Below are 20,015 nucleotides of genomic sequence, written 5' to 3' on the forward strand. Positions count from 1 at the left end.
TATTGCCGGAGCAAACGATTAAATTAATCGTCTTGTTCAAGCTCGATATTGATACCCAGAGAGCGAATCTCTTTAACCAATACGTTGAAAGATTCCGGCATGCCAGGCTCCATACGATGATCGCCATCCACGATGTTCTTATACATCTTGGTACGACCCGCAACGTCATCTGACTTAACAGTCAACATTTCTTGCAAGGTGTAAGCTGCACCGTATGCTTCCAGTGCCCACACTTCCATCTCACCGAAACGCTGTCCACCGAATTGCGCTTTACCACCCAATGGTTGCTGGGTAACAAGGCTGTAAGAACCGGTTGAACGGGCATGCATTTTGTCGTCGACCAAGTGGTTCAACTTCAGCATGTACATGTAGCCAACAGTGACCGGGCGGGTAAACTGGTCGCCAGTACGTCCGTCATAAAGCACGGATTGACCGGTATCTGACAGGCCAGCTAAACGCAGCAATGCCTTGATTTCATGCTCTTTGGCACCATCAAACACCGGTGTTGCCATAGGCACACCGTCCACCAGGTTTTTGGCCAGATCGAGAATCTCTTTGTCGGTAAACGATGCTAGATCCTCTTTCGCAGCAACATCACCGGTTTTGTTGTAGATCTCTTCCAGGAATGCGCGAATGTCAGCAATCGCTTTTTGCTCTTGCAACATTTTGTTGATCTTCACACCCAAGCCTTTAGCCGCCATACCCAAGTGCATTTCCAGCACCTGACCTACGTTCATACGAGAAGGTACGCCGAGCGGGTTGAGGACGATATCAACAGTCTCACCATTTTCGTCGTAAGGCATATCTTCGATCGGCATGATTACCGAGATAACCCCTTTGTTACCGTGACGGCCGGCCATCTTATCGCCCGGCTGGATGCGACGTTTGATAGCAAGATAAACCTTAACAATCTTGAGAACACCCGGAGCCAGATCATCGCCAGTAGAGAGCTTGCGCTTCTTATCTTCAAAACGCTCGTCAAGAATCTTGCGACGCTCAGCCAGTTGCTCTTCTGCACGGTCGATCTGCTCATTGAGAGCATCTTCGGACATACGCAGCTTGAACCACTGATCTTTTTCCAAACCATCAAGAACTTCATGCGTCAAGGCTTCGCCTTTTTTCACATTTTTTCCTGATGCTACAGTTTGGCCGACCAGTGCTGAACGCAAACGCTCGAAAGTGGCAGACTCAACGATACGGTATTCTTCGTTCAAATCTTTGCGCACTTCATCCAATTGCGCTTTTTCAATTTCCAGACTACGCTGATCTTTTTCAAGACCGTCGCGAGTAAAAACCTGAACGTCAATTACAGTACCCTTGGTGCTTGAAGGTACGCGCAAAGAAGTATCTTTAACGTCCGAAGCCTTTTCACCAAAGATTGCACGTAACAGTTTTTCTTCAGGCGTCAGTTGGGTTTCCCCTTTAGGAGTAACCTTACCAACCAAAATATCGCCGCCGCCTACTTCAGCACCGATATACACAATGCCGGATTCGTCGAGTTTGCTCAGCGCACTCTCACCCACGTTTGGAATATCGGCGGTGATTTCTTCACTGCCCAGCTTGGTATCACGTGCGATACAGGTTAATTCCTGGATATGAATGGTAGTGAAGCGATCTTCTTGTACAACGCGCTCTGAAACCAGAATCGAATCTTCGAAGTTGTAACCATTCCACGGCATAAAGGCGATACGCATGTTTTGACCAAGCGCCAACTCACCCATATCAACGGAAGGACCGTCCGCCAGAATATCGCCACGGGATACTGAATCACCCATGCTGACAATAGGGCGCTGATTGATACAGGTATTTTGGTTGGAGCGGGTGTATTTGATCAGGTTGTAGATATCTACACCGGCATCACCAGCTTCAACTTCTGCATCATGTACTTTAACTACGATACGGCCAGCATCAACGCTATCGATAACGCCGCCACGCTTGGCAACCACACACACACCAGAGTCAGAAGCAACATTCCGCTCCATGCCAGTACCAACCAACGGCTTTTGCGAGCGCAGAGTTGGTACAGCTTGACGCTGCATGTTTGAACCCATAAGCGCACGGTTGGCGTCATCGTGCTCGAGGAATGGAATCAATGACGCTGCAACAGAAACCACCTGACGCGCAGACACGTCCATATATTGAACATCGGCAGGTGCTTTCAAGGTGAATTCGTTCAGGTGACGAACCGACACCAACTCTTCAGTTAGATTGCCTTTGTCATCCAATGTTGCAGAAGCCTGTGCAATGACATAATCAGACTCATTGATTGCCGAAAGGAAATCAATTTCATTGGTTACCTTGCCATTAATCACTTTGCGATACGGACTCTCAAGGAAACCGTAATTGTTAGTGCGGGCATAGGTAGCCAAAGAGTTAATCAAACCAATGTTTGGACCTTCAGGTGTTTCGATAGGACATACACGACCATAGTGAGTCGGATGTACGTCACGCACTTCAAAACCTGCACGCTCACGGGTCAAACCACCTGGGCCAAGCGCAGAAACACGACGCTTGTGCGTGATCTCTGACAGCGGGTTGTTTTGATCCATAAATTGTGAAAGCTGAGATGAACCAAAGAACTCTTTGACCGCAGCCGCAACCGGCTTGGCATTGATTAAATCTTGCGGCATCAAACCTTCGCTTTCTGCCATAGATAAACGTTCTTTTACTGCGCGCTCTACACGTACCAAACCAACACGGAATTGGTTTTCGGCCATCTCACCTACGGAACGCACACGGCGGTTACCCAAGTGATCGATATCATCCACAACGCCTTTACCATTGCGGATGGAGATCAATGTCTTCATCACATCAACGATATCGTCATTCGATAGAGTACCTTCGCCCGTCTCGGCTTCACGACCAAGACGACGGTTGAACTTCATGCGACCGACTGCAGATAGATCGTAGCGCTCTTGTGAGAAGAATAAATTCTGAAACAGCGCTTCCGCAGACTCTTTGGTTGGCGGCTCACCGGGGCGCATCATGCGATAAATTTCTACCAGTGATTCCAGTGCTGTGCGAGTTGGATCAACGCGCAAAGTATCAGAGATAAATGCACCACAATCCAATTCATTCGTATAGAGAGTTTCAATTTGCTCTACGCCAGCGGCGCCAAGCTTTGACAATACATCGGCAGTAATTTCGGTATTGCATTCAAACAGCAATTCACCGCTGCGAGTATCAATAATATCTTTAGCAAGCGAGCGCCCCAGCAGATACTCTGCAGGTACATCCATTTGATTAACGCCAGCTTTTTCTAACTGACGAATATGACGCGCAGTAATGCGGCGCCCCTCTTCAACAATAATATTGCCCTTGTCATCTTTAATATCAAACGTAGCTACATCACCACGCAGACGAGATGGAACAACCTCATAGCTGAACTGACCATCTTTCCCAAGAATAAACGTACTGGTTTCAAAGAACATTGCCAGCATTTCTTGAGAACTGAAACCAAGTGCACGCAGCAAAATGGTTGCCGGTAGTTTACGACGACGATCAATACGGACATAAAGCAAGTCTTTGGGATCGAACTCGAAATCCAACCATGAACCGCGGTAAGGAATAATACGCGCAGAAAAGAGCAACTTTCCAGATGAATGAGTCTTACCTTTATCGTGGTCAAAGAATACACCAGGGGAACGGTGTAATTGCGATACGATAACGCGCTCGGTACCGTTAATAACAAAAGTACCATTGTCGGTCATGAGTGGAATTTCACCCATGTACACTTCTTGTTCTTTAATATCTTTAATGGCTTTATTGGAAGATTCGCGATCGTAAATAATCAACCGAACTTTTACGCGCAGGGGAACTGCGTAGGTAACACCACGCAGAATACATTCGTTCACATCAAAAGCGGCTTTACCAAGGTTGTAGCTCACGTATTCGAGGGCCGCATTACCTGAGTAACTGACGATTGGAAAAACGGAACGGAAAGCGGCGTGTAAACCCATATCATCACGCTTGCTAGGCAAAGTATCTGCCTGGGTAAACTTTCTGTAGGAATCTAACTGAATCGCCAAGAGGTAAGGTACATCCATTACATGTGGCAGTTTGCCAAAATCCTTACGGATACGTTTTTTCTCAGTATATGAGTAAGCCATCTGTATTCCCCAGCTTGTTCGCGGATCGGGCTTGATCGCAGCCATGAAAACGCACGTGCGTTTCTTTGTAAAAACTTGCTTAAATTCGATAACTTTACGATTACTTCAGGAGTAACCCAATGGCATAGCTCAAGCCAGCCATTGACGCCTCAATTCACAGTAGAGCAATAGGATTTCTGAAAACAGAAAAAGGCTGGCGAGCATATTGCTCACCAGCCCTGTGTCCACACTGCAAATGGACGCTGTGACACAAGCGTAGAATTATTTAACTTCTACGAGTGCGCCAGCTTCTTCCAATTTAGCCTTGGCTGCATCGGCATCAGCTTTAGAAACAGCTTCTTTAACTGCTTTTGGTGCACTTTCCACCAAGTCTTTAGCTTCTTTCAAGCCAAGACCAGTCAGTTCGCGAACTGCTTTAATTACGTTAACTTTCTTATCACCAGCAGAAGAAAGGATAACGTCAAATTCAGTTTGCTCTTCAGCAGCAGCAGCTGGACCAGCAGCTACAGCAACAGTAGCAGCAGCAGCGCTAACACCGAATTTTTCTTCCATTGCAGTGATCAGCTCAACAACATCTTTTACAGACATTTCTGCGATGGCATTGATGATATCGTCTTTAGTCAGAGACATGTCTCAATTCCTAATTAATGGAGCAACTTTGCTCGTTAAATCTAAAGTAAGTGCCAATCCGAAGATTAAGCAGCTTGCTGTTCTTTTTGATCGCGAACGGCCGCAATAGTGCGAACCAGTTTGCCAGCGGAAGCCTCTTTCATCACACTCATCAGGCGAGCAATAGCTTCGTCGTACGTTGGCAAAGTAGCCAGCATAGCGATGTTCACTAACTCACCTTCAAAGGCAGCAGCTTTCAACTCAAATTTGTCATTTTCTTTGGCGAAATCCTGAAGGATACGCGCACCAGCACCTGGGTGCTCGGTGGAAAATGCAATCAAAGTTGGTCCTACGAATTTATCAGCAAGACATTCGTAAGCTGTACCTTGCACAGCGCGACGGGCCAATGTGTTACGGACGACTTTTACCCAGACGCCAGCTTCACGGGCCTGCTTGCGCAGAGCGGTCATCTTGCCAACGGTTACGCCACGAGAATCAGCGATAACAGCAGACAGAGCGCTCTTTGCAGCTTCTTGGACTTCAGCGACAATCGCTTTTTTGCCTTCAAGTCCTAATGCCACGGGATTTCTCCTGCATGGACAATCAATTGCAACACGGATGTTGCGCCATTGATTATCGTTAACTACCGGCCCTGATAAACACATCAGAACCACTATTCGGTGATGTCATTTAGTGCAATTAATTGCAGTAAATAGGGTCTCACCATCTGCGTAGGGTATTAAGTATGAACTTGTTGTCCAGACACCTACGGTCTTTGACGGCCCACTAAAATAGTGGACCCCAAAGTTCTTTCCACTTGCAAATTAAACGGCAAGTGATGCTTGGTCGATTACCAGGCCTGGGCCCATAGTCGTACTCAAGTAAATTTTCTTCAGGTAAATACCTTTCGATGTGGCTGGTTTGGATTTTTTCAAATCAGCAACCAATGCCTCAAGGTTTTCTTTGATCGCGATAGCATCAAAAGAAATTTTACCCAAGCCACCGTGAACAATACCGCCTTTCTCGGCGCGATAACGAACCTGACCAGCCTTAGCATTTTTAACAGCAGTTAATACGTCCGGAGTTACTGTGCCAGTTTTTGGGTTAGGCATCAGACCACGCGGCCCCAAAACCTGTCCAAGTTGACCAACAACGCGCATTGCATCTGGGCTAGCAATAACAACATCAAAATCCATTTTACCGGCTTTGATTTCTGCAGCCAGATCATCCATACCTACGTACTCTGCTCCAGCTGCTTTTGCAGCTTCAGCATTTGCACCTTGAGTAAATACAGCAACACGCACAGACTTGCCGTTACCGTGAGGCAGCGTAGTTGCACCACGCACAGACTGATCTGATTTACGAGGATCAATGCCCAAGCTTATGGATACATCTACTGTCTCTGCAAATTTCACAGTAGACAGCTCTTTTAACAGCGCAACAGCATCTTCAATTGAATACTGCTTGCTGGAATCAACTTTCTCGTTGATTGCACGTTGACGCTTAGTAATTTTTGCCATGTTATACGCCCTCCACTTCCAGACCCATTGAACGCGCAGAACCTGCGATAGTACGCACAGCAGCATCCATATCAGCAGCAGTCAAATCGGCCAGTTTTGTAGTTGCAATAGCTTCGAGCTGAGCACGATTTACTTTGCCAACTTTGTTTGTGTTAGGACGACCACTACCACTGGTAATACCTGCAGCTTTTTTCAACAAGAAAGATGCTGGCGGTGTTTTCATTACGAACGTGAAGCTACGATCACTGTACACGCTGATAATCACAGGGACAGGAGAACCAACTTCCATACCTTGAGTCTGAGCATTAAATGCTTTACAGAACTCCATGATATTTACGCCGTGTTGACCAAGAGCCGGACCTACTGGAGGACTTGGGTTTGCCTTACCAGCTGCAACTTGCAGCTTAACGTAAGCGGTTACTTTCTTTGCCATGATATAACTCCCCTATGATGGGTATTAGCGCCTCGACCAGCTTTTTGGCAAAAGCTAGCGTCTCAGGCTCCCCGTCTCAGCCTCTGACTGAGACACGAAAACCCCTCTTCATAACAGGATGAAGAGGGGCATTAAAACTTCAGAACATTAAGTTTTTTCTACCTGACCAAATTCCAATTCAACTGGTGTAGATCTACCAAATATCAACACCGCAACGCGAAGCTTATTTTTATCGTAATTTACTTCTTCGACAACGCCATTGAAATCATTGAAAGGCCCATCGATCACACGAACCATTTCACCCGGTTCGAAAATTGTTTTTGGCTTCGGCTTCTCCATTGAGTCGTCTACACGACGCAAAATGGCTTCCGCTTCTTTTTCCGTGATAGGCGCAGGCTGATCAGCCTTACCACCGATAAAACCCATGACTCGTGGCGTATCTTTTACCAAGTGCCAAGTATCATCATTCAACTCCATTTGTACCAAAACATAACCAGGGAAAAATTTTCTCTCGCTTTTGCGTTTTTGGCCGCCCCGCATTTCAACTACTTCTTCAGTGGGAACCAAAATCTCACCGAAACTTTCTTCCATGCCATACAAAGCGACGCGCTCACGCAAGGAAAGCGCAACTTTTTTCTCATACCCAGAATAAGCATGAACAACATACCAGCGCTTAGCCATACCAATCTATCCTATGATACTTGAGGCAACAAAACCAAATAGAGTATCAAGCAACCAAAGAATGATTGCCATTACAAAAACAACAGCCAATACAATAAGGGTTGTTTGATTGGTTTCTTGGCGAGTAGGCCAAACAACTTTACGCAGCTCAACAAGCGCACCACGTACAACATCTGATATCGCAGCACCTTTTGCAGTCTGCAATGCAATTGCAACAGCGATAGCTGCAAGCACTATAAGACCTAATGCACGATAGAGAATCGATTCAGCAGAAAAATGAGAATTACCAACTACACCAACAGCAATTACTGCAAAAACCAAGAGCCATTTTAATGCGTCAAGTCGATAAACTTTTTCTTCGGTATTTGCATTCATTATCGCGGGAAACCTTCATGAAATTTGGCAGGCCAGGAGGGACTCGAACCCCCAACACCCGGTTTTGGAGACCGGTGCTCTACCAATTGAACTACTGGCCTAACATAACAGAAGCAAATAGAGGGCGGAGAAACCGCCCTCCATATTAATTACTGAATGATTTTGGCTACAACGCCAGCACCAACAGTACGACCACCTTCACGGATAGCAAAACGCAAACCATCTTCCATCGCGATTGGGTGAATCAAGGTAACAACCATTTTAATGTTGTCGCCTGGCATTACCATTTCTACGCCTTCCGGCAATTCCACCGCACCAGTTACGTCAGTGGTACGGAAGTAGAACTGTGGACGGTAACCTTTAAAGAATGGAGTGTGACGACCACCCTCTTCTTTAGACAATACGTACACTTCTGATTCAAACTTGGTGTGTGGAGTCACTGAACCTGGCTTACACAGAACTTGACCACGCTCAACGTCATCACGCTTGGTACCACGCAACAGAACACCAACGTTCTCACCGGCACGACCTTCGTCGAGCAGCTTGCGGAACATTTCAACACCAGTACAGGTGGTTTTTACAGTGTCTTTCAGACCAACGATAGCGATCTCTTCACCCACTTTAACAACACCACGCTCTACACGACCAGTTACCACTGTACCGCGACCAGAGATAGAGAACACATCTTCTACTGGCATCAGGAATGGCTGATCGATAGCACGCACTGGCTCAGGAATGTAGCTGTCCAAGGACTCAACCAGTTTACGTACCGCAGAGGTACCCAAACCGTTTTCATCTTCACCGTTCAACGCCATCAGCGCAGAACCAGCAATAATCGGGGTGTCATCACCAGGGAAGTCATAGGTAGACAGCAGCTCACGCAGCTCCATTTCTACCAATTCCAACATTTCGTTGTACTCTTCAGTGCCTACACCACCACAGTCTTCCGCCAACAAGTCAGCCTTGTTCAGGAATACCACGATGTAAGGAACACCTACCTGGCGAGACAGCAGGATGTGCTCACGAGTTTGCGGCATTGGACCATCAGTTGCACCACACACCAGGATTGCACCATCCATCTGGGCAGCACCGGTGATCATGTTCTTCACATAGTCGGCGTGGCCTGGGCAGTCAACGTGCGCATAGTGGCGAGTTGGTGAGTCATATTCCACGTGAGAGGTATTAATGGTAATACCACGCGCCTTTTCTTCAGGTGCGTTATCGATACCATCATAACCAACAAACGCGCCACCCCAGCTTTCTGCACAAACGCGAGTCAGCGCTGCAGTCAGAGTGGTTTTACCGTGGTCAACGTGACCAATGGTGCCCACGTTGACGTGGGGCTTGTTACGTTCAAACTTTTCCTTCGCCATTGCGAGCGCCTCCTCAGACGTTAATAACAATCACACAGATAAAAAAGCTGCGAGAGGCACTCTCTCGCAGCATTATTTTGGAGCTCATAAGCAGATTTGAACTGCTGACCTCACCCTTACCAAGGGTGTGCTCTACCAACTGAGCTATATGAGCCTTAACCTAAAATATTTGGAGCGGGTAGCGGGAATCGAACCCGCGCCATCAGCTTGGAAGGCTGAGGTTCTACCATTGAACCATACCCGCTTTAATCAGATACTGGGCTTGCCACTTTACTTAATACCTTAAGCTCACTTAAGGTGAATATGGTGCAGGGGGATGGATTCGAACCATCGAAGCTTGCGCGTCAGATTTACAGTCTGATCCCTTTGGCCACTCGGGAACCCCTGCCGAAAACCGCCGGCATTTTCCGGCCCAAACTTGCAACTGTCAATCTATTTTTTCAATAAATTCACACAGTTATGTCAAAAAGCATACTCCAATTTGGAGCTGGCGAGAGGAATCGAACCCCCGACCGGCTGATTACAAGTCAGCTGCTCTACCTACTGAGCTACGCCAGCTTTTTGACCACCGCCGTTTGTGGAGGCAGAATTCTATTGAAAGTTCTAATGAGAAGCAACACCCAAACAATAATTTTGTCTCTTTTCGAGCCCTTTTTGTTTTCTTATAAGCTCTTCCCACACCGAATCGTCTATTTTCTCAGCAAAACCCTCTCCAATAACAACCCACGTCTCTTGAATTGTTTTAGGCATAATTTTTATCTGCGCGTCATAACCGTTATTTTTAATCTTTAGCGACAACGCCTCTGCATCCTCATATTGAGAGAAGCGACCAAACGAGATACCGTTGGTGAGATCCCCTTTTGATATTATGTGGCTCTCAATATTTTTCCTCTGCAGCTCATGGAGTCTATTCAGCGCCTCTCGCTCAGAAACCTCTGGCACAAGGTACACCCAAAATGACTCACCCTCTTTAATTTCCACGGGCACCACATGAACATCAGCCCCCAACGCTGCAAGGCGCTCAACGGCGTACTCTGCCTGGAGCAACTGCTCATAAGGACCAATCATAGTACAAAGAGGCGCACCTTCTTTTTGCACACCTCCTGCTTGATTGCTCAGCGAAGATACTTGAGCAAAATCTTTTTCAGTACCCACCTTCTCTCCGGAGCGCTCAGATAGCAATAATAGTGCCCCCGAAGAACCAGCATTCTCACTTGATTGAGCAACATACTGCTCGTCGCTTTTGGTCACGCCATTCACAAAAAAGTATTGCCGGACAAAGAAAAATATATTTGCAGCAAGAACCAGAAAAAAAATCGATCTCATTTACTCCTCCAGTGGCTCTAAGCCCTGCATTGCATACACAAGACCATCCAAAACCAGATCATTCATCAATCGCGCAGAGGGGAAATAGGGGATCAACTGAATCGCATCACCACCAGCAAACACCAGCCCAAAATCATCATTTCCGATACACTTACGCAACTGTGCAATTGCATTATTAACCAAACCAATCAACATAGATGTGCAACCACCGCAAATAGCTGAAAAAGTGGACACGCCCAAGCCGTCATCCAACTGAACCATTTCTGCAGGCACAACAGATAGACGTCGAGTACCAGCAGTGAGCGAGCCAATCATTAAAGAAAGACCTGGGGCGATAAATCCACCCAGATGAGCTCCACTTTTATCAACCACATCAACCGTCGCCGCGGTTCCCAGCGATAAAACAATGCACGCTCTTTTTTCTAAATGGTATGCAGCTAAAATTCCCAACCAGCGATCAACGCCCAGTGACTCGGGGGAAATATAAGCATTTCTCACCACACCGTTCGATGCGCAACTTTTTACAAATAACGGCTCTATCGAGAAAACCCGCTTAGCCCATATGGCAAAGCCTCTCTCCAACTCTTCATCCACGACACTGGCAACCCATATCGCCTTAACCTTACCCAAATAACGATCAAGCGCCGGCTCCATCAAGGCTAACGAGGAGCCAGTGACAAGAAAACCTCGTTCAAACATATCGTCCCCTTCCTTGAGCCTCCATTTAATTCGCGTATTCCCAATATCGACCTCAAGACGCATAAGCCCCCCTCAAGGACAATTCTCCTCCATGAAAGATTTGCTCTTTGCCATCAACATCAAGCCGGAGAGCTCCTGTACTATCAACTCCACGCATAACACCCGTTCGCACGGTATTTCCGCTATGAATACTAACAGCCTGATTCATGTGCGCCGCAGACAGTGCCCACTCTTCTTTATAAGCCGCAAAACCAATGCGATGGTAATCAGATAGAATGAGCACCAATTCATCCAGCAAGGATGATGCGAGTTGATTCCTGGTAATTAGAGGAACGCCTTGTTCCGCCAAAATATCATTCAGATTAATCCAGGGCTGATCAATTGAAGAGGCATGATCGTCATGCATTGATACATTAAGACCAACCCCAACCACCACCAAACAATAACCAGAAGGGTCGCCATTCATTTCAATTAGAACACCACCCAGTTTTTTGTCTTTATATAATATGTCGTTTGGCCACTTCAATTTCAGCCCGGAAATACCGTAATGACGCAGAGACCTGACCACAGCCAAACCAATTGCCAAACTAAGCCCCTCTAAGACAGCGACCCCGCCATCAAATCCCCACCCAATTGAAAGGTAAAGATTCTGCGCAAAAGGGCTAACCCAAATTCGACCTCTCCTTCCTCGGCCAGCCGTCTGATTTTCAGCCAAACAAACATGACGCTCCGGCTTATTTTGGCGCAAAAGATAAGAATTGGTTGAATCCACCTGCGCAAACACATTGATATTTAAGGACTCACATCGCCCCGAGAATATTTTGGACTGATCGAGTAAATCCAGTCCACCGCCAATACAGTAACCTTTTCCTTTCACCGAGATAAGATCAATGCCAAGCAACTCAAACTTTTTTAATGTTTTCCACACTGCCGCACGACTAACACCAAGTAAAGCGCCCAACTCTTCTCCAGAATGAAACTCTCCATCAGACAATAATTTCAGCGCCTGGCCTAATGAATTTGAATCAAATAGATTAAGGCTCATATCACTCCAGACAAATATGTGCGCTTGTATCGTGAGCCAATACTAGTAAGCACCTCATAACCCAGCGATTGATTATCTTTGATAAGCTTATCTAGCGGAAACTGCTCGCCAACAACGTCTATCGAAGAACACATCAAATCCTCATCTGATGCAGCAATATGGGACACATCAAATATCATTGAATCCATTGATATTCTGCCTATTGATTTTACTCGCTGCCCTAATAACATACCTTCAGGCTGAGCCCCTAAAGTTCTGTTAACCCCATCGGCATAACCTCCAGCTACTACGGCTACTTTTGCACCAGCAGATAAACTTACTGTGGCGCCATAACCAATCAATTCAGTCGCATCCAATCTGCGAATCTGCAATATTGGCAATGAGAGACGAACAACAGGAAGCATTGGATTTTTTTCTAAAGGTGTGGGATTAATCCCATAAAGTGCAGCACCAGGACGCACCAAATCAAAATGCCATTGCTTGCCTAAAAAAATTCCTGAGGAGTTAGCTAAACTAGCCTTAATCTGAGGCAATAATTTTTTGATGTACTGAAAGGATTTTAAAAAACGATCAAATTGCAAATTATTTTGTAGATGCACAAAGTCATCCGCGCAAGCAAGATGACTCATGAGCATCAGAGGATTAATAGCTTTTAAACGGGACTCATCGCCACAGAGTAAATAAAAATCACGCTCATCAAGACCAAAACGCGTCATCCCAGTATTGATTTTCAGTGCGGCAGCCGCATTTATTCCACAATCAGTCTTAAATTTCAGCCATCGCTCAACATCATAGGCTGAACAAATTACAGGGATAATATTTCTCGCATAAAGCTCCGAAACATCTACGTTTCGAAGCCCCCCCAAAACATAAACTACCGCATCACCAGGCAAGTATGATCGGGCTGCAATCGCCTCATCTACAGACGCCAAAAAAAACTCTCTACAGCCAATAGCATGCAAGGCGAGACCAACTTCTGCTGCCCCTAAGCCGTAAGCATTCGCTTTAATGACTCCGGCCACATTTGACTGCGTTAAAGACGATAACTTTAACCAGTTATGCTGAATAGCGTTCAGATCAATAGTTAACACGCACAATCTCTCAAGGATCAAAAAACTTATCGCGCATATAAGCAGAGCAGCACAATAAAAGCCATTAGCAAAAGCTTTATTGGAAGCAAAATGCCATGAAAAAATCAGCAAAAAAAACGCCCTGCAGATATCTGCAGGGCGTTCTGTATTTAAGAGCTTGACGATGACCTACTCTCACATGGGGAGACCCCACACTACCATCGGCGCTAAGTCGTTTCACTTCTGAGTTCGGAATGGGATCAGGTGGTTCCAACTTGCTATGGTCGTCAAGCAATTCGGTATGAGTTCGGAGGTCTTAGGATGTGTAGTACATCAGCCTCGATTGACTCAAATAGGGCGGTGGAATGCAAAGTTTTGCTGTACATATTCTTTGGATGCTTGCGTATCGTACAAGTCCGGTTGCAGATAAGTTTTACTTTCTGCCTGAATCGTAAACCGTCTAACAGTCGATTCTGTTATATGGTCAAGCCGCACGAGCAATTAGTATCAGTTAGCTCAACGCTTCGCAGCGCTTCCACACCTGACCTATCAACGTCGTAGTCTTCAACGGCTCTTTAGGGGGCTTAAAGCCCCAGGGAGATCTAGTCTTGAAGGAGGCTTCCCGCTTAGATGCTTTCAGCGGTTATCCCGTCCGAACATAGCTACCGGGCAGTGCCATTGGCATGACAACCCGAACACCAGAGGTTCGTTCATTCCGGTCCTCTCGTACTAGGAACAACTCTTCTCAAATCTCCAACGCCCACGGCAGATAGGGACCGAACTGTCTCACGACGTTCTAAACCCAGCTCGCGTACCACTTTAAATGGCGAACAGCCATACCCTTGGGACCGGCTTCAGCCCCAGGATGTGATGAGCCGACATCGAGGTGCCAAACACCGCCGTCGATGTGAACTCTTGGGCGGTATCAGCCTGTTATCCCCGGAGTACCTTTTATCCGTTGAGCGATGGCCCTTCCATACAGAACCACCGGATCACTAAGACCTACTTTCGTACCTGCTCGACATGTCTGTCTCGCAGTCAAGCGTGCTTTTGCCTTTACACTAACCTCATGATTTCCGACCATGATTAGCACACCTTCGTGCTCCTCCGTTACTCTTTGGGAGGAGACCGCCCCAGTCAAACTACCCACCATACACTGTCCGTAACCCCGATAAGGGGCCGACGTTAGAACCTCAAACATACCAGGGTGGTATTTCAAGGACGGCTCCATCGAAACTAGCGTCTCGACTTCAAAGCCTCCCACCTATCCTACACAGATAGGTTCAAAGTTCAGTGCAAAGCTATAGTAAAGGTTCACGGGGTCTTTCCGTCTAGCCGCGGGAACACGGCATCTTAACCGCGATTTCAATTTCACTGAGTCTCGGGTGGAGACAGCGCCCCCATCATTACGCCATTCGTGCAGGTCGGAACTTACCCGACAAGGAATTTCGCTACCTTAGGACCGTTATAGTTACGGCCGCCGTTTACCGGGGCTTCGATCAAGAGCTTCGCTTGCGCTAACCCCATCAATTAACCTTCCGGCACCGGGCAGGCGTCACACCCTATACGTCCACTTACGTGTTTGCAGAGTGCTGTGTTTTTAATAAACAGTTGCAGGGGCCTGGTATCTTCGACTGCCAATAGCTTACGGGGCAAGCCCTTCACCATCAGCAGTGCACCTTCTCCCGAAGTTACGGTGCCATTTTGCCTAGTTCCTTCACCCGAGTTCTCTCAAGCGCCTTGGTATTCTCTACCTGATCACCTGTGTCGGTTTGGAGTACGGTCTCTTTTTACCTGAAGCTTAGAGGCTTTTCTTGGAAGCATGGCATCAAGCACTTCATGTTCCGAGGAACACTCGTCATCAGTTCTCAGCCTTAGCATCCCGGATTTACCTAAGACACCAGCCTACGACCTTAAACACGGACAACCAACGCCGTGCTGCTCTAGCCTTCTCCGTCCCCCCATCGCAGTAAAAAGAGGTACAGGAATATTAACCTGTTTCCCATCGACTACGCGTTTCCGCCTCGCCTTAGGGGCCGACTAACCCTGTCCCGATTAGCGTTGGACAGGAACCCTTGATCTTCCGGCGGGGGAGTTTTTCACTCCCCTTATCGTTACTCATGTCAGCATTCGCACTTCTGATACCTCCAGCATGCTTCTCAACACACCTTCGACGGCTTACAGAACGCTCCCCTACCCCACATACAAAGTATGCAGCCGCAGCTTCGGTTGCTAGTTTTAGCCCCGTTACATCTTCCGCGCAGGCCGACTCGACTAGTGAGCTATTACGCTTTCTTTAAAGGGTGGCTGCTTCTAAGCCAACCTCCTAGCTGTCTAAGCCTTCCCACATCGTTTCCCACTTAACTAACATTGGGGACCTTAGCTGGCGGTCTGGGTTGTTGCCCTCTTGACAACGGACGTTAGCACCCGCTGTCTGTCTGCCATGATTGCACTCCAGGGTATTCGTAGTTTGCATGGGTTTGGTAAGTCGGGATGACCCCCTAGCCCAAACAGTGCTCTACCCCCCTGGGTGAGACATGACGCGCTACCTAAATAGCTTTCGGGGAGAACCAGATATCTCCCGGCTTGATTAGCCTTTCACCCCTATCCACACGTCATCCCCAAATTTTTCAACATTTGTGGGTTCGGTCCTCCAGTTAGTGTTACCCAACCTTCAACCTGCACATGGATAGATCGCCGGGTTTCGGGTCTATTGCCAGCGACTAGACGCCCTATTAAGACTCGCTTTCGCTACGGCTCCCCTATACGGTTAACCTTGCCACTGACAATAAGTCGCTGACCCATTATACAAAAGGTACGCAGTCACACCACGAAGGTGCTCCTACTGCTTGTACGCACACGGTTTCAGGATCTATTTCACTCCCCTCACAGGGGTTCTTTTCGCCTTTCCCTCACGGTACTGGTTCACTATCGGTCAGTTGGGAGTATTTAGCCTTGGAGGATGGTCCCCCCATATTCAAACAGGATATCACGTGTCCCGTCCTACTCGTTTTCATGACTAAGGCATTTTCGTGTACGGGGCTATCACCCTGTATCGCCGCACTTTCCAGAGCGTTCCACTAACACCAAAGCCACTTAAGGGCTGGTCCCCTTTCGCTCGCCGCTACTAAGGGAATCTCGGTTGATTTCTTTTCCTCCGGGTACTTAGATGTTTCAGTTCCCCGGGTTCGCTTCCAGCAGCTATGTATTCACTGCAGGATACTTACTAAAAGTAAGTGGGTTCCCCCATTCAGAGATCTCAGGATCACAGCTTGTTTGCCAGCTCCCCTGAGCTTATCGCAGGCTCCTACGTCTTTCATCGCCTCCAACTGCCTAGGCATCCACCGTGTGCGCTTAGTCGCTTGACCATATAACACAAGCGACTGCTTTAACGATTTACAACATTGATACGCTCACGATAATAAGCGCATCGCATGAGTATGATTCGCCGGACTTTTGTGTAGAGATACACAAGACATCCATAAATCAGCAATTTATTACTTTACATTCCACCTTGTTAAAGAGCATCTGGCGTAAAAACCAGTCAATTAACTTCTTTTCTTTTAGACACTTTTCAATTCCTTAAGCCGGAATGCAAAGTATTTAAAGAGCAGACATTAATTGACTGACTTCTTCTTTAATCAATAAAAGAGTGGTGGAGCTAAACGGGATCGAACCGTTGACCTCCTGCGTGCAAGGCAGGCGCTCTCCCAGCTGAGCTATAGCCCCTTTTTCGAGGGAACTTCAAAACACAGAAGTTGGTAGGCCTGGGCAGACTCGAACTGCCGACCTCACCCTTATCAGGGGTGCGCTCTAACCAGCTGAGCTACAGGCCTATATCCTGGTCTGTAGACACTAGTTGTCGGCCGCTTACCTTTCAAAGTAACTCGCGGCGTCTAGCGACAAGCACTAGGGGACTAGCGACTAACAAATCTTTTATTGATTCCAGTCGATCAAGCAATGCGTGTGAGCACTTACAGACGGGTTGGCATATCGTTTAAGGAGGTGATCCAGCCCCAGGTTCCCCTAGGGCTACCTTGTTACGACTTCACCCCAGTCATGAATCACAAAGTGGTAACCGTCCCCCTTGCGGTTAGACTAGCTACTTCTTTTGCAACCCACTCCCATGGTGTGACGGGCGGTGTGTACAAGGCCCGGGAACGTATTCACCGTAACGTTCTGATTTACGATTACTAGCGATTCCGACTTCATGGAGTCGAGTTGCAGACTCCAATCCGGACTACGAACGGTTTTACGGGATTAGCTCCACCTCGCGGTTTGGCAACCCTTTGTACCGCCCATTGTAGCACGTGTGTAGCCCAGGTCGTAAGGGCCATGATGACTTGACGTCATCCCCACCTTCCTCCGGTTTGTCACCGGCAGTCTCCTTAGAGTTCCCGCCATTACGCGCTGGCAACTAAGGACAAGGGTTGCGCTCGTTACGGGACTTAACCCAACATCTCACGACACGAGCTGACGACAGCCATGCAGCACCTGTCTCAGAGCTCCCGAAGGCACCAATCCATCTCTGGAAAGTTCTCTGGATGTCAAGACCTGGTAAGGTTCTTCGCGTTGCGTCGAATTAAACCACATGCTCCACCGCTTGTGCGGGCCCCCGTCAATTCATTTGAGTTTTAATCTTGCGACCGTACTCCCCAGGCGGTCTACTTAGTGCGTTAGCTGCGCCACTAAGAGCTCAAGGCTCCCAACGGCTAGTAGACATCGTTTACGGCGTGGACTACCAGGGTATCTAATCCTGTTTGCTCCCCACGCTTTCGCACCTCAGTGTCAGTATGAGTCCAGGGTGTCGCCTTCGCCACTGATGTTCCTCCAGATATCTACGCATTTCACCGCTACACCTGGAATTCCACACCCCTCTACCCTACTCTAGCTTGCCAGTTCTAACTGCAGTGCCCAGGTTGAGCCCGGGGATTTCACAGCTAGCTTAACAAACCACCTACGTGCGCTTTACGCCCAGTAATTCCGATTAACGCTTGCACCCTCCGTATTACCGCGGCTGCTGGCACGGAGTTAGCCGGTGCTTCTTCTGTGGGTAACATCAATTCACTCACGTATTAGGTGAATGACCTTTCTCCCCACTGAAAGTGCTTTACAACCCTAAGGCCTTCTTCACACACGCGGCATGGCTGGATCAGGCTTGCGCCCATTGTCCAATATTCCCCACTGCTGCCTCCCGTAGGAGTCTGGACCGTGTCTCAGTTCCAGTGTGACTGATCATCCTCTCAGACCAGTTACGGATCGTCGCCTTGGTGAGCCTTTACCCCACCAACTAGCTAATCCGACATGGGCTCATCTGATAGCGAGAGGTCCGAAGATCCCCCCCTTTCCCCCGTAGGGCGTATGCGGTATTAGCGTTCCTTTCGAAACGTTGTCCCCCACTACCAGGCAGATTCCCATGTATTACTCACCCGTCCGCCGCTTTACTCATTCCGAAGAACTTTCGCGCTCGACTTGCATGTGTTAGGCCTGCCGCCAGCGTTCAATCTGAGCCATGATCAAACTCTTCAGTTTAAAATCAGGTGTCGTCTAGTCGGCAAACCGAATAGAACAACTAAAACGTGCTCAGAATTATTAAACACAAATACATTACTGTTTGTGTGTTCACTTCATCTGATAATTTGCTTGTTGCCAATCACCATCCGCAAGTGCCCACACGCATTGCTTGATCTGTCTTGTTAAAAAACCGGTTAGCGCTTCGGCTCAACCGTGGGAGGCGCATTATACGCACCTTCTATCCTTTGTAAACCATTAATTTTATTAATCATTTACAACTCTTTCGCGCTTCGCTTATTTGAATCAGCTACTGCTCGACAGGGCGCGCACTATACGAATCGATAGCCATTGAAGCAAGCATTTTTTGGGGCTATTTCGCAAAAACAATTAATCCGAATATTTACCAATCAGTTCGACTTTTATTTATCCGGATTTTGCACTTTTCCTGCACTAACGATGCGGCCATATAACCAAACCGCTGGCCCAGACAACCCATAAATAACAGCAATAGCCAACACACCTTGCTGCTGATAAATAATCAGGGACGCAAAAACCAGCACCACCAATAACATGAAGGCAAACGGAACGCGCCCCCGGAAGTTCAAACCTTTGAAGCTGGTATAACGAAAATTCGACACCATCAGCAATCCAGCGAGCGCGGTCAGCAATGCAATACCCGCCGCCCATATACCAGTAGGTGCACTATCGAACCAAACCCAAACAGTTGCAGCAATGATCGATGCAGCAGCAGGGCTCGCCAATCCCATAAAGTACTTTTTATCCACCACACCAATTTGGGTATTGAACCGCGCAAGGCGCAAAGCGGCGCAGGCAATATAAATAAAGGCCGCTGCCCAACCCCAACGCCCCAGATCCTGCAACACCCAGCTAAAAACCACCAATGCCGGCGCCACACCAAAAGAAACCATATCTGCCAAGCTGTCGTACTGCTCACCAAATGCACTCTGCGTATTAGTCATTCGCGCCACGCGACCATCCATTCCATCAAGAAACATAGCGGCAAATATGGCGATGGCAGCGTGAGAAAAATTTCCATTCATCGATGAAACAATGGCATAGAAACCACAAAAAAGTGCCCCGGTGGTAAATAGATTGGGCAACAAATAAACACCACGGTGCCGCACTTTTTCGCCTCCTTCGGAGACCTCTTCGACCAAGTCACCAAAAGGCAAAGGACCTTCGTGGTCAGCCGCCTCGCTGGGCTTATGCTGTTCCTGCTTATTGTTCATGATCAACCTCA

13 protein-coding genes, 7 tRNA genes and 3 rRNA genes are annotated in these 20,015 nt (G+C 47.6%); all 23 read right to left on the reverse strand.

Features of this window, described 5'->3' with window-relative positions:
* Positions 1–23: 23 nt before the first annotated feature.
* Positions 24–4,109, reverse strand: coding sequence for a DNA-directed RNA polymerase subunit beta (gene rpoB, locus D0B88_RS00960; RefSeq protein ID WP_007644450.1), 4,086 nt, complete (start codon positions 4,107–4,109; stop codon positions 24–26).
* Between the two features lie 261 nt (positions 4,110–4,370).
* Positions 4,371–4,739, reverse strand: a complete 369-nt coding sequence (rplL, locus tag D0B88_RS00965; RefSeq protein ID WP_007644449.1) for a 50S ribosomal protein L7/L12 — start codon at positions 4,737–4,739, stop codon at positions 4,371–4,373.
* A gap of 65 nt (positions 4,740–4,804) precedes the next feature.
* Positions 4,805–5,299 (reverse strand): 50S ribosomal protein L10, encoded by a 495-nt coding sequence (gene rplJ / locus D0B88_RS00970; RefSeq protein ID WP_007644448.1) that lies wholly within the window; start codon positions 5,297–5,299, stop codon positions 4,805–4,807.
* A gap of 243 nt (positions 5,300–5,542) precedes the next feature.
* A complete protein-coding gene (gene rplA, locus D0B88_RS00975) occupies positions 5,543–6,238 on the reverse strand; it encodes a 50S ribosomal protein L1 (protein WP_007644447.1) in 696 nt (231 codons plus the stop codon).
* 1 nt (position 6,239) lies between these two features.
* Positions 6,240–6,671 (reverse strand): 50S ribosomal protein L11, encoded by a 432-nt coding sequence (gene rplK, locus D0B88_RS00980; protein WP_040393157.1) that lies wholly within the window; start codon positions 6,669–6,671, stop codon positions 6,240–6,242.
* A gap of 147 nt (positions 6,672–6,818) precedes the next feature.
* Positions 6,819–7,352, reverse strand: coding sequence for a transcription termination/antitermination protein NusG (gene nusG / locus D0B88_RS00985; protein ID WP_040393155.1), 534 nt, complete (start codon positions 7,350–7,352; stop codon positions 6,819–6,821).
* Between the two features lie 6 nt (positions 7,353–7,358).
* Positions 7,359–7,727 (reverse strand): preprotein translocase subunit SecE, encoded by a 369-nt coding sequence (gene secE, locus D0B88_RS00990; protein WP_007644444.1) that lies wholly within the window; start codon positions 7,725–7,727, stop codon positions 7,359–7,361.
* A gap of 25 nt (positions 7,728–7,752) precedes the next feature.
* Positions 7,753–7,828, reverse strand: a tRNA-Trp gene (locus tag D0B88_RS00995).
* Between the two features lie 48 nt (positions 7,829–7,876).
* Positions 7,877–9,100, reverse strand: a complete 1,224-nt coding sequence (tuf, locus tag D0B88_RS01000) for an elongation factor Tu (protein ID WP_007644455.1) — start codon at positions 9,098–9,100, stop codon at positions 7,877–7,879.
* 78 nt (positions 9,101–9,178) lie between these two features.
* Positions 9,179–9,254: transfer RNA gene (locus tag D0B88_RS01005), tRNA-Thr, on the reverse strand.
* Between the two features lie 16 nt (positions 9,255–9,270).
* Positions 9,271–9,344 (reverse strand) — tRNA-Gly (locus D0B88_RS01010).
* A gap of 60 nt (positions 9,345–9,404) precedes the next feature.
* Positions 9,405–9,488, reverse strand: a tRNA-Tyr gene (locus D0B88_RS01015).
* A 94-nt stretch (positions 9,489–9,582) separates the two neighbouring features.
* Positions 9,583–9,658 (reverse strand) — tRNA-Thr (locus D0B88_RS01020).
* A gap of 45 nt (positions 9,659–9,703) precedes the next feature.
* Positions 9,704–10,426, reverse strand: a complete 723-nt coding sequence (locus D0B88_RS01025) for an SPOR domain-containing protein (protein WP_151054372.1) — start codon at positions 10,424–10,426, stop codon at positions 9,704–9,706.
* Positions 10,427–11,188: a type III pantothenate kinase gene (locus D0B88_RS01030; protein ID WP_151054374.1), complete on the reverse strand. Its 762-nt coding sequence runs from the start codon at positions 11,186–11,188 to the stop codon at positions 10,427–10,429.
* A complete protein-coding gene (gene birA / locus D0B88_RS01035; protein WP_151054376.1) occupies positions 11,178–12,170 on the reverse strand; it encodes a bifunctional biotin--[acetyl-CoA-carboxylase] ligase/biotin operon repressor BirA in 993 nt (330 codons plus the stop codon). The genes D0B88_RS01030 and birA overlap by 11 nt, the downstream gene beginning before the upstream one ends.
* Positions 12,167–13,372: an alanine racemase gene (gene alr / locus D0B88_RS01040; RefSeq protein ID WP_191966482.1), complete on the reverse strand. Its 1,206-nt coding sequence runs from the start codon at positions 13,370–13,372 to the stop codon at positions 12,167–12,169. The genes birA and alr overlap by 4 nt, the downstream gene beginning before the upstream one ends.
* Positions 13,373–13,416: 44 nt before the next feature.
* A 5S ribosomal RNA gene (rrf, locus tag D0B88_RS01045) occupies positions 13,417–13,532 on the reverse strand.
* A 188-nt stretch (positions 13,533–13,720) separates the two neighbouring features.
* Positions 13,721–16,608: ribosomal RNA gene (locus tag D0B88_RS01050) — 23S ribosomal RNA — on the reverse strand.
* Between the two features lie 285 nt (positions 16,609–16,893).
* A tRNA-Ala gene (locus tag D0B88_RS01055) sits at positions 16,894–16,969 on the reverse strand.
* 30 nt (positions 16,970–16,999) lie between these two features.
* Positions 17,000–17,076, reverse strand: a tRNA-Ile gene (locus D0B88_RS01060).
* A gap of 162 nt (positions 17,077–17,238) precedes the next feature.
* Positions 17,239–18,772 (reverse strand): 16S ribosomal RNA (locus D0B88_RS01065).
* The 16S, 23S and 5S rRNA genes sit together here with 2 tRNA genes alongside, the layout of an rRNA operon.
* Positions 18,773–19,173: 401 nt before the next feature.
* The gene (pssA, locus tag D0B88_RS01070; protein WP_151054380.1) at positions 19,174–20,004 is read right to left on the reverse strand and encodes a CDP-diacylglycerol--serine O-phosphatidyltransferase; all 831 of its coding nucleotides are present in this window, start codon (positions 20,002–20,004) and stop codon (positions 19,174–19,176) included.
* Positions 20,005–20,015 lie beyond the last annotated feature (11 nt).

The sequence above is a fragment of the Cellvibrio sp. KY-YJ-3 genome, assembly GCF_008806955.1.
Classification (GTDB): domain Bacteria; phylum Pseudomonadota; class Gammaproteobacteria; order Pseudomonadales; family Cellvibrionaceae; genus Cellvibrio.

Excerpts from the sequence above, each read along its gene's own strand:
- rpoB (WP_007644450.1), bottom strand. The coding sequence starts at position 4,109 with ATGGCTTACTCATATACTGAGAAAAAACGTATCCGTAAGGATTTTGGC.
- rplL (WP_007644449.1), bottom strand. The coding sequence starts at position 4,739 with ATGTCTCTGACTAAAGACGATATCATCAATGCCATCGCAGAAATGTCT.
- rplA (WP_007644447.1), bottom strand. The coding sequence starts at position 6,238 with ATGGCAAAAATTACTAAGCGTCAACGTGCAATCAACGAGAAAGTTGAT.
- rplK (WP_040393157.1), bottom strand. The coding sequence starts at position 6,671 with ATGGCAAAGAAAGTAACCGCTTACGTTAAGCTGCAAGTTGCAGCTGGT.
- nusG (WP_040393155.1), bottom strand. The coding sequence starts at position 7,352 with ATGGCTAAGCGCTGGTATGTTGTTCATGCTTATTCTGGGTATGAGAAA.
- secE (WP_007644444.1), bottom strand. The coding sequence starts at position 7,727 with ATGAATGCAAATACCGAAGAAAAAGTTTATCGACTTGACGCATTAAAA.
- tuf (WP_007644455.1), bottom strand. The coding sequence starts at position 9,100 with ATGGCGAAGGAAAAGTTTGAACGTAACAAGCCCCACGTCAACGTGGGC.
- D0B88_RS01025 (WP_151054372.1), bottom strand. The coding sequence starts at position 10,426 with ATGAGATCGATTTTTTTTCTGGTTCTTGCTGCAAATATATTTTTCTTT.
- D0B88_RS01030 (WP_151054374.1), bottom strand. The coding sequence starts at position 11,188 with ATGCGTCTTGAGGTCGATATTGGGAATACGCGAATTAAATGGAGGCTC.
- birA (WP_151054376.1), bottom strand. The coding sequence starts at position 12,170 with ATGAGCCTTAATCTATTTGATTCAAATTCATTAGGCCAGGCGCTGAAA.
- pssA (WP_151054380.1), bottom strand. The coding sequence starts at position 20,004 with ATGAACAATAAGCAGGAACAGCATAAGCCCAGCGAGGCGGCTGACCAC.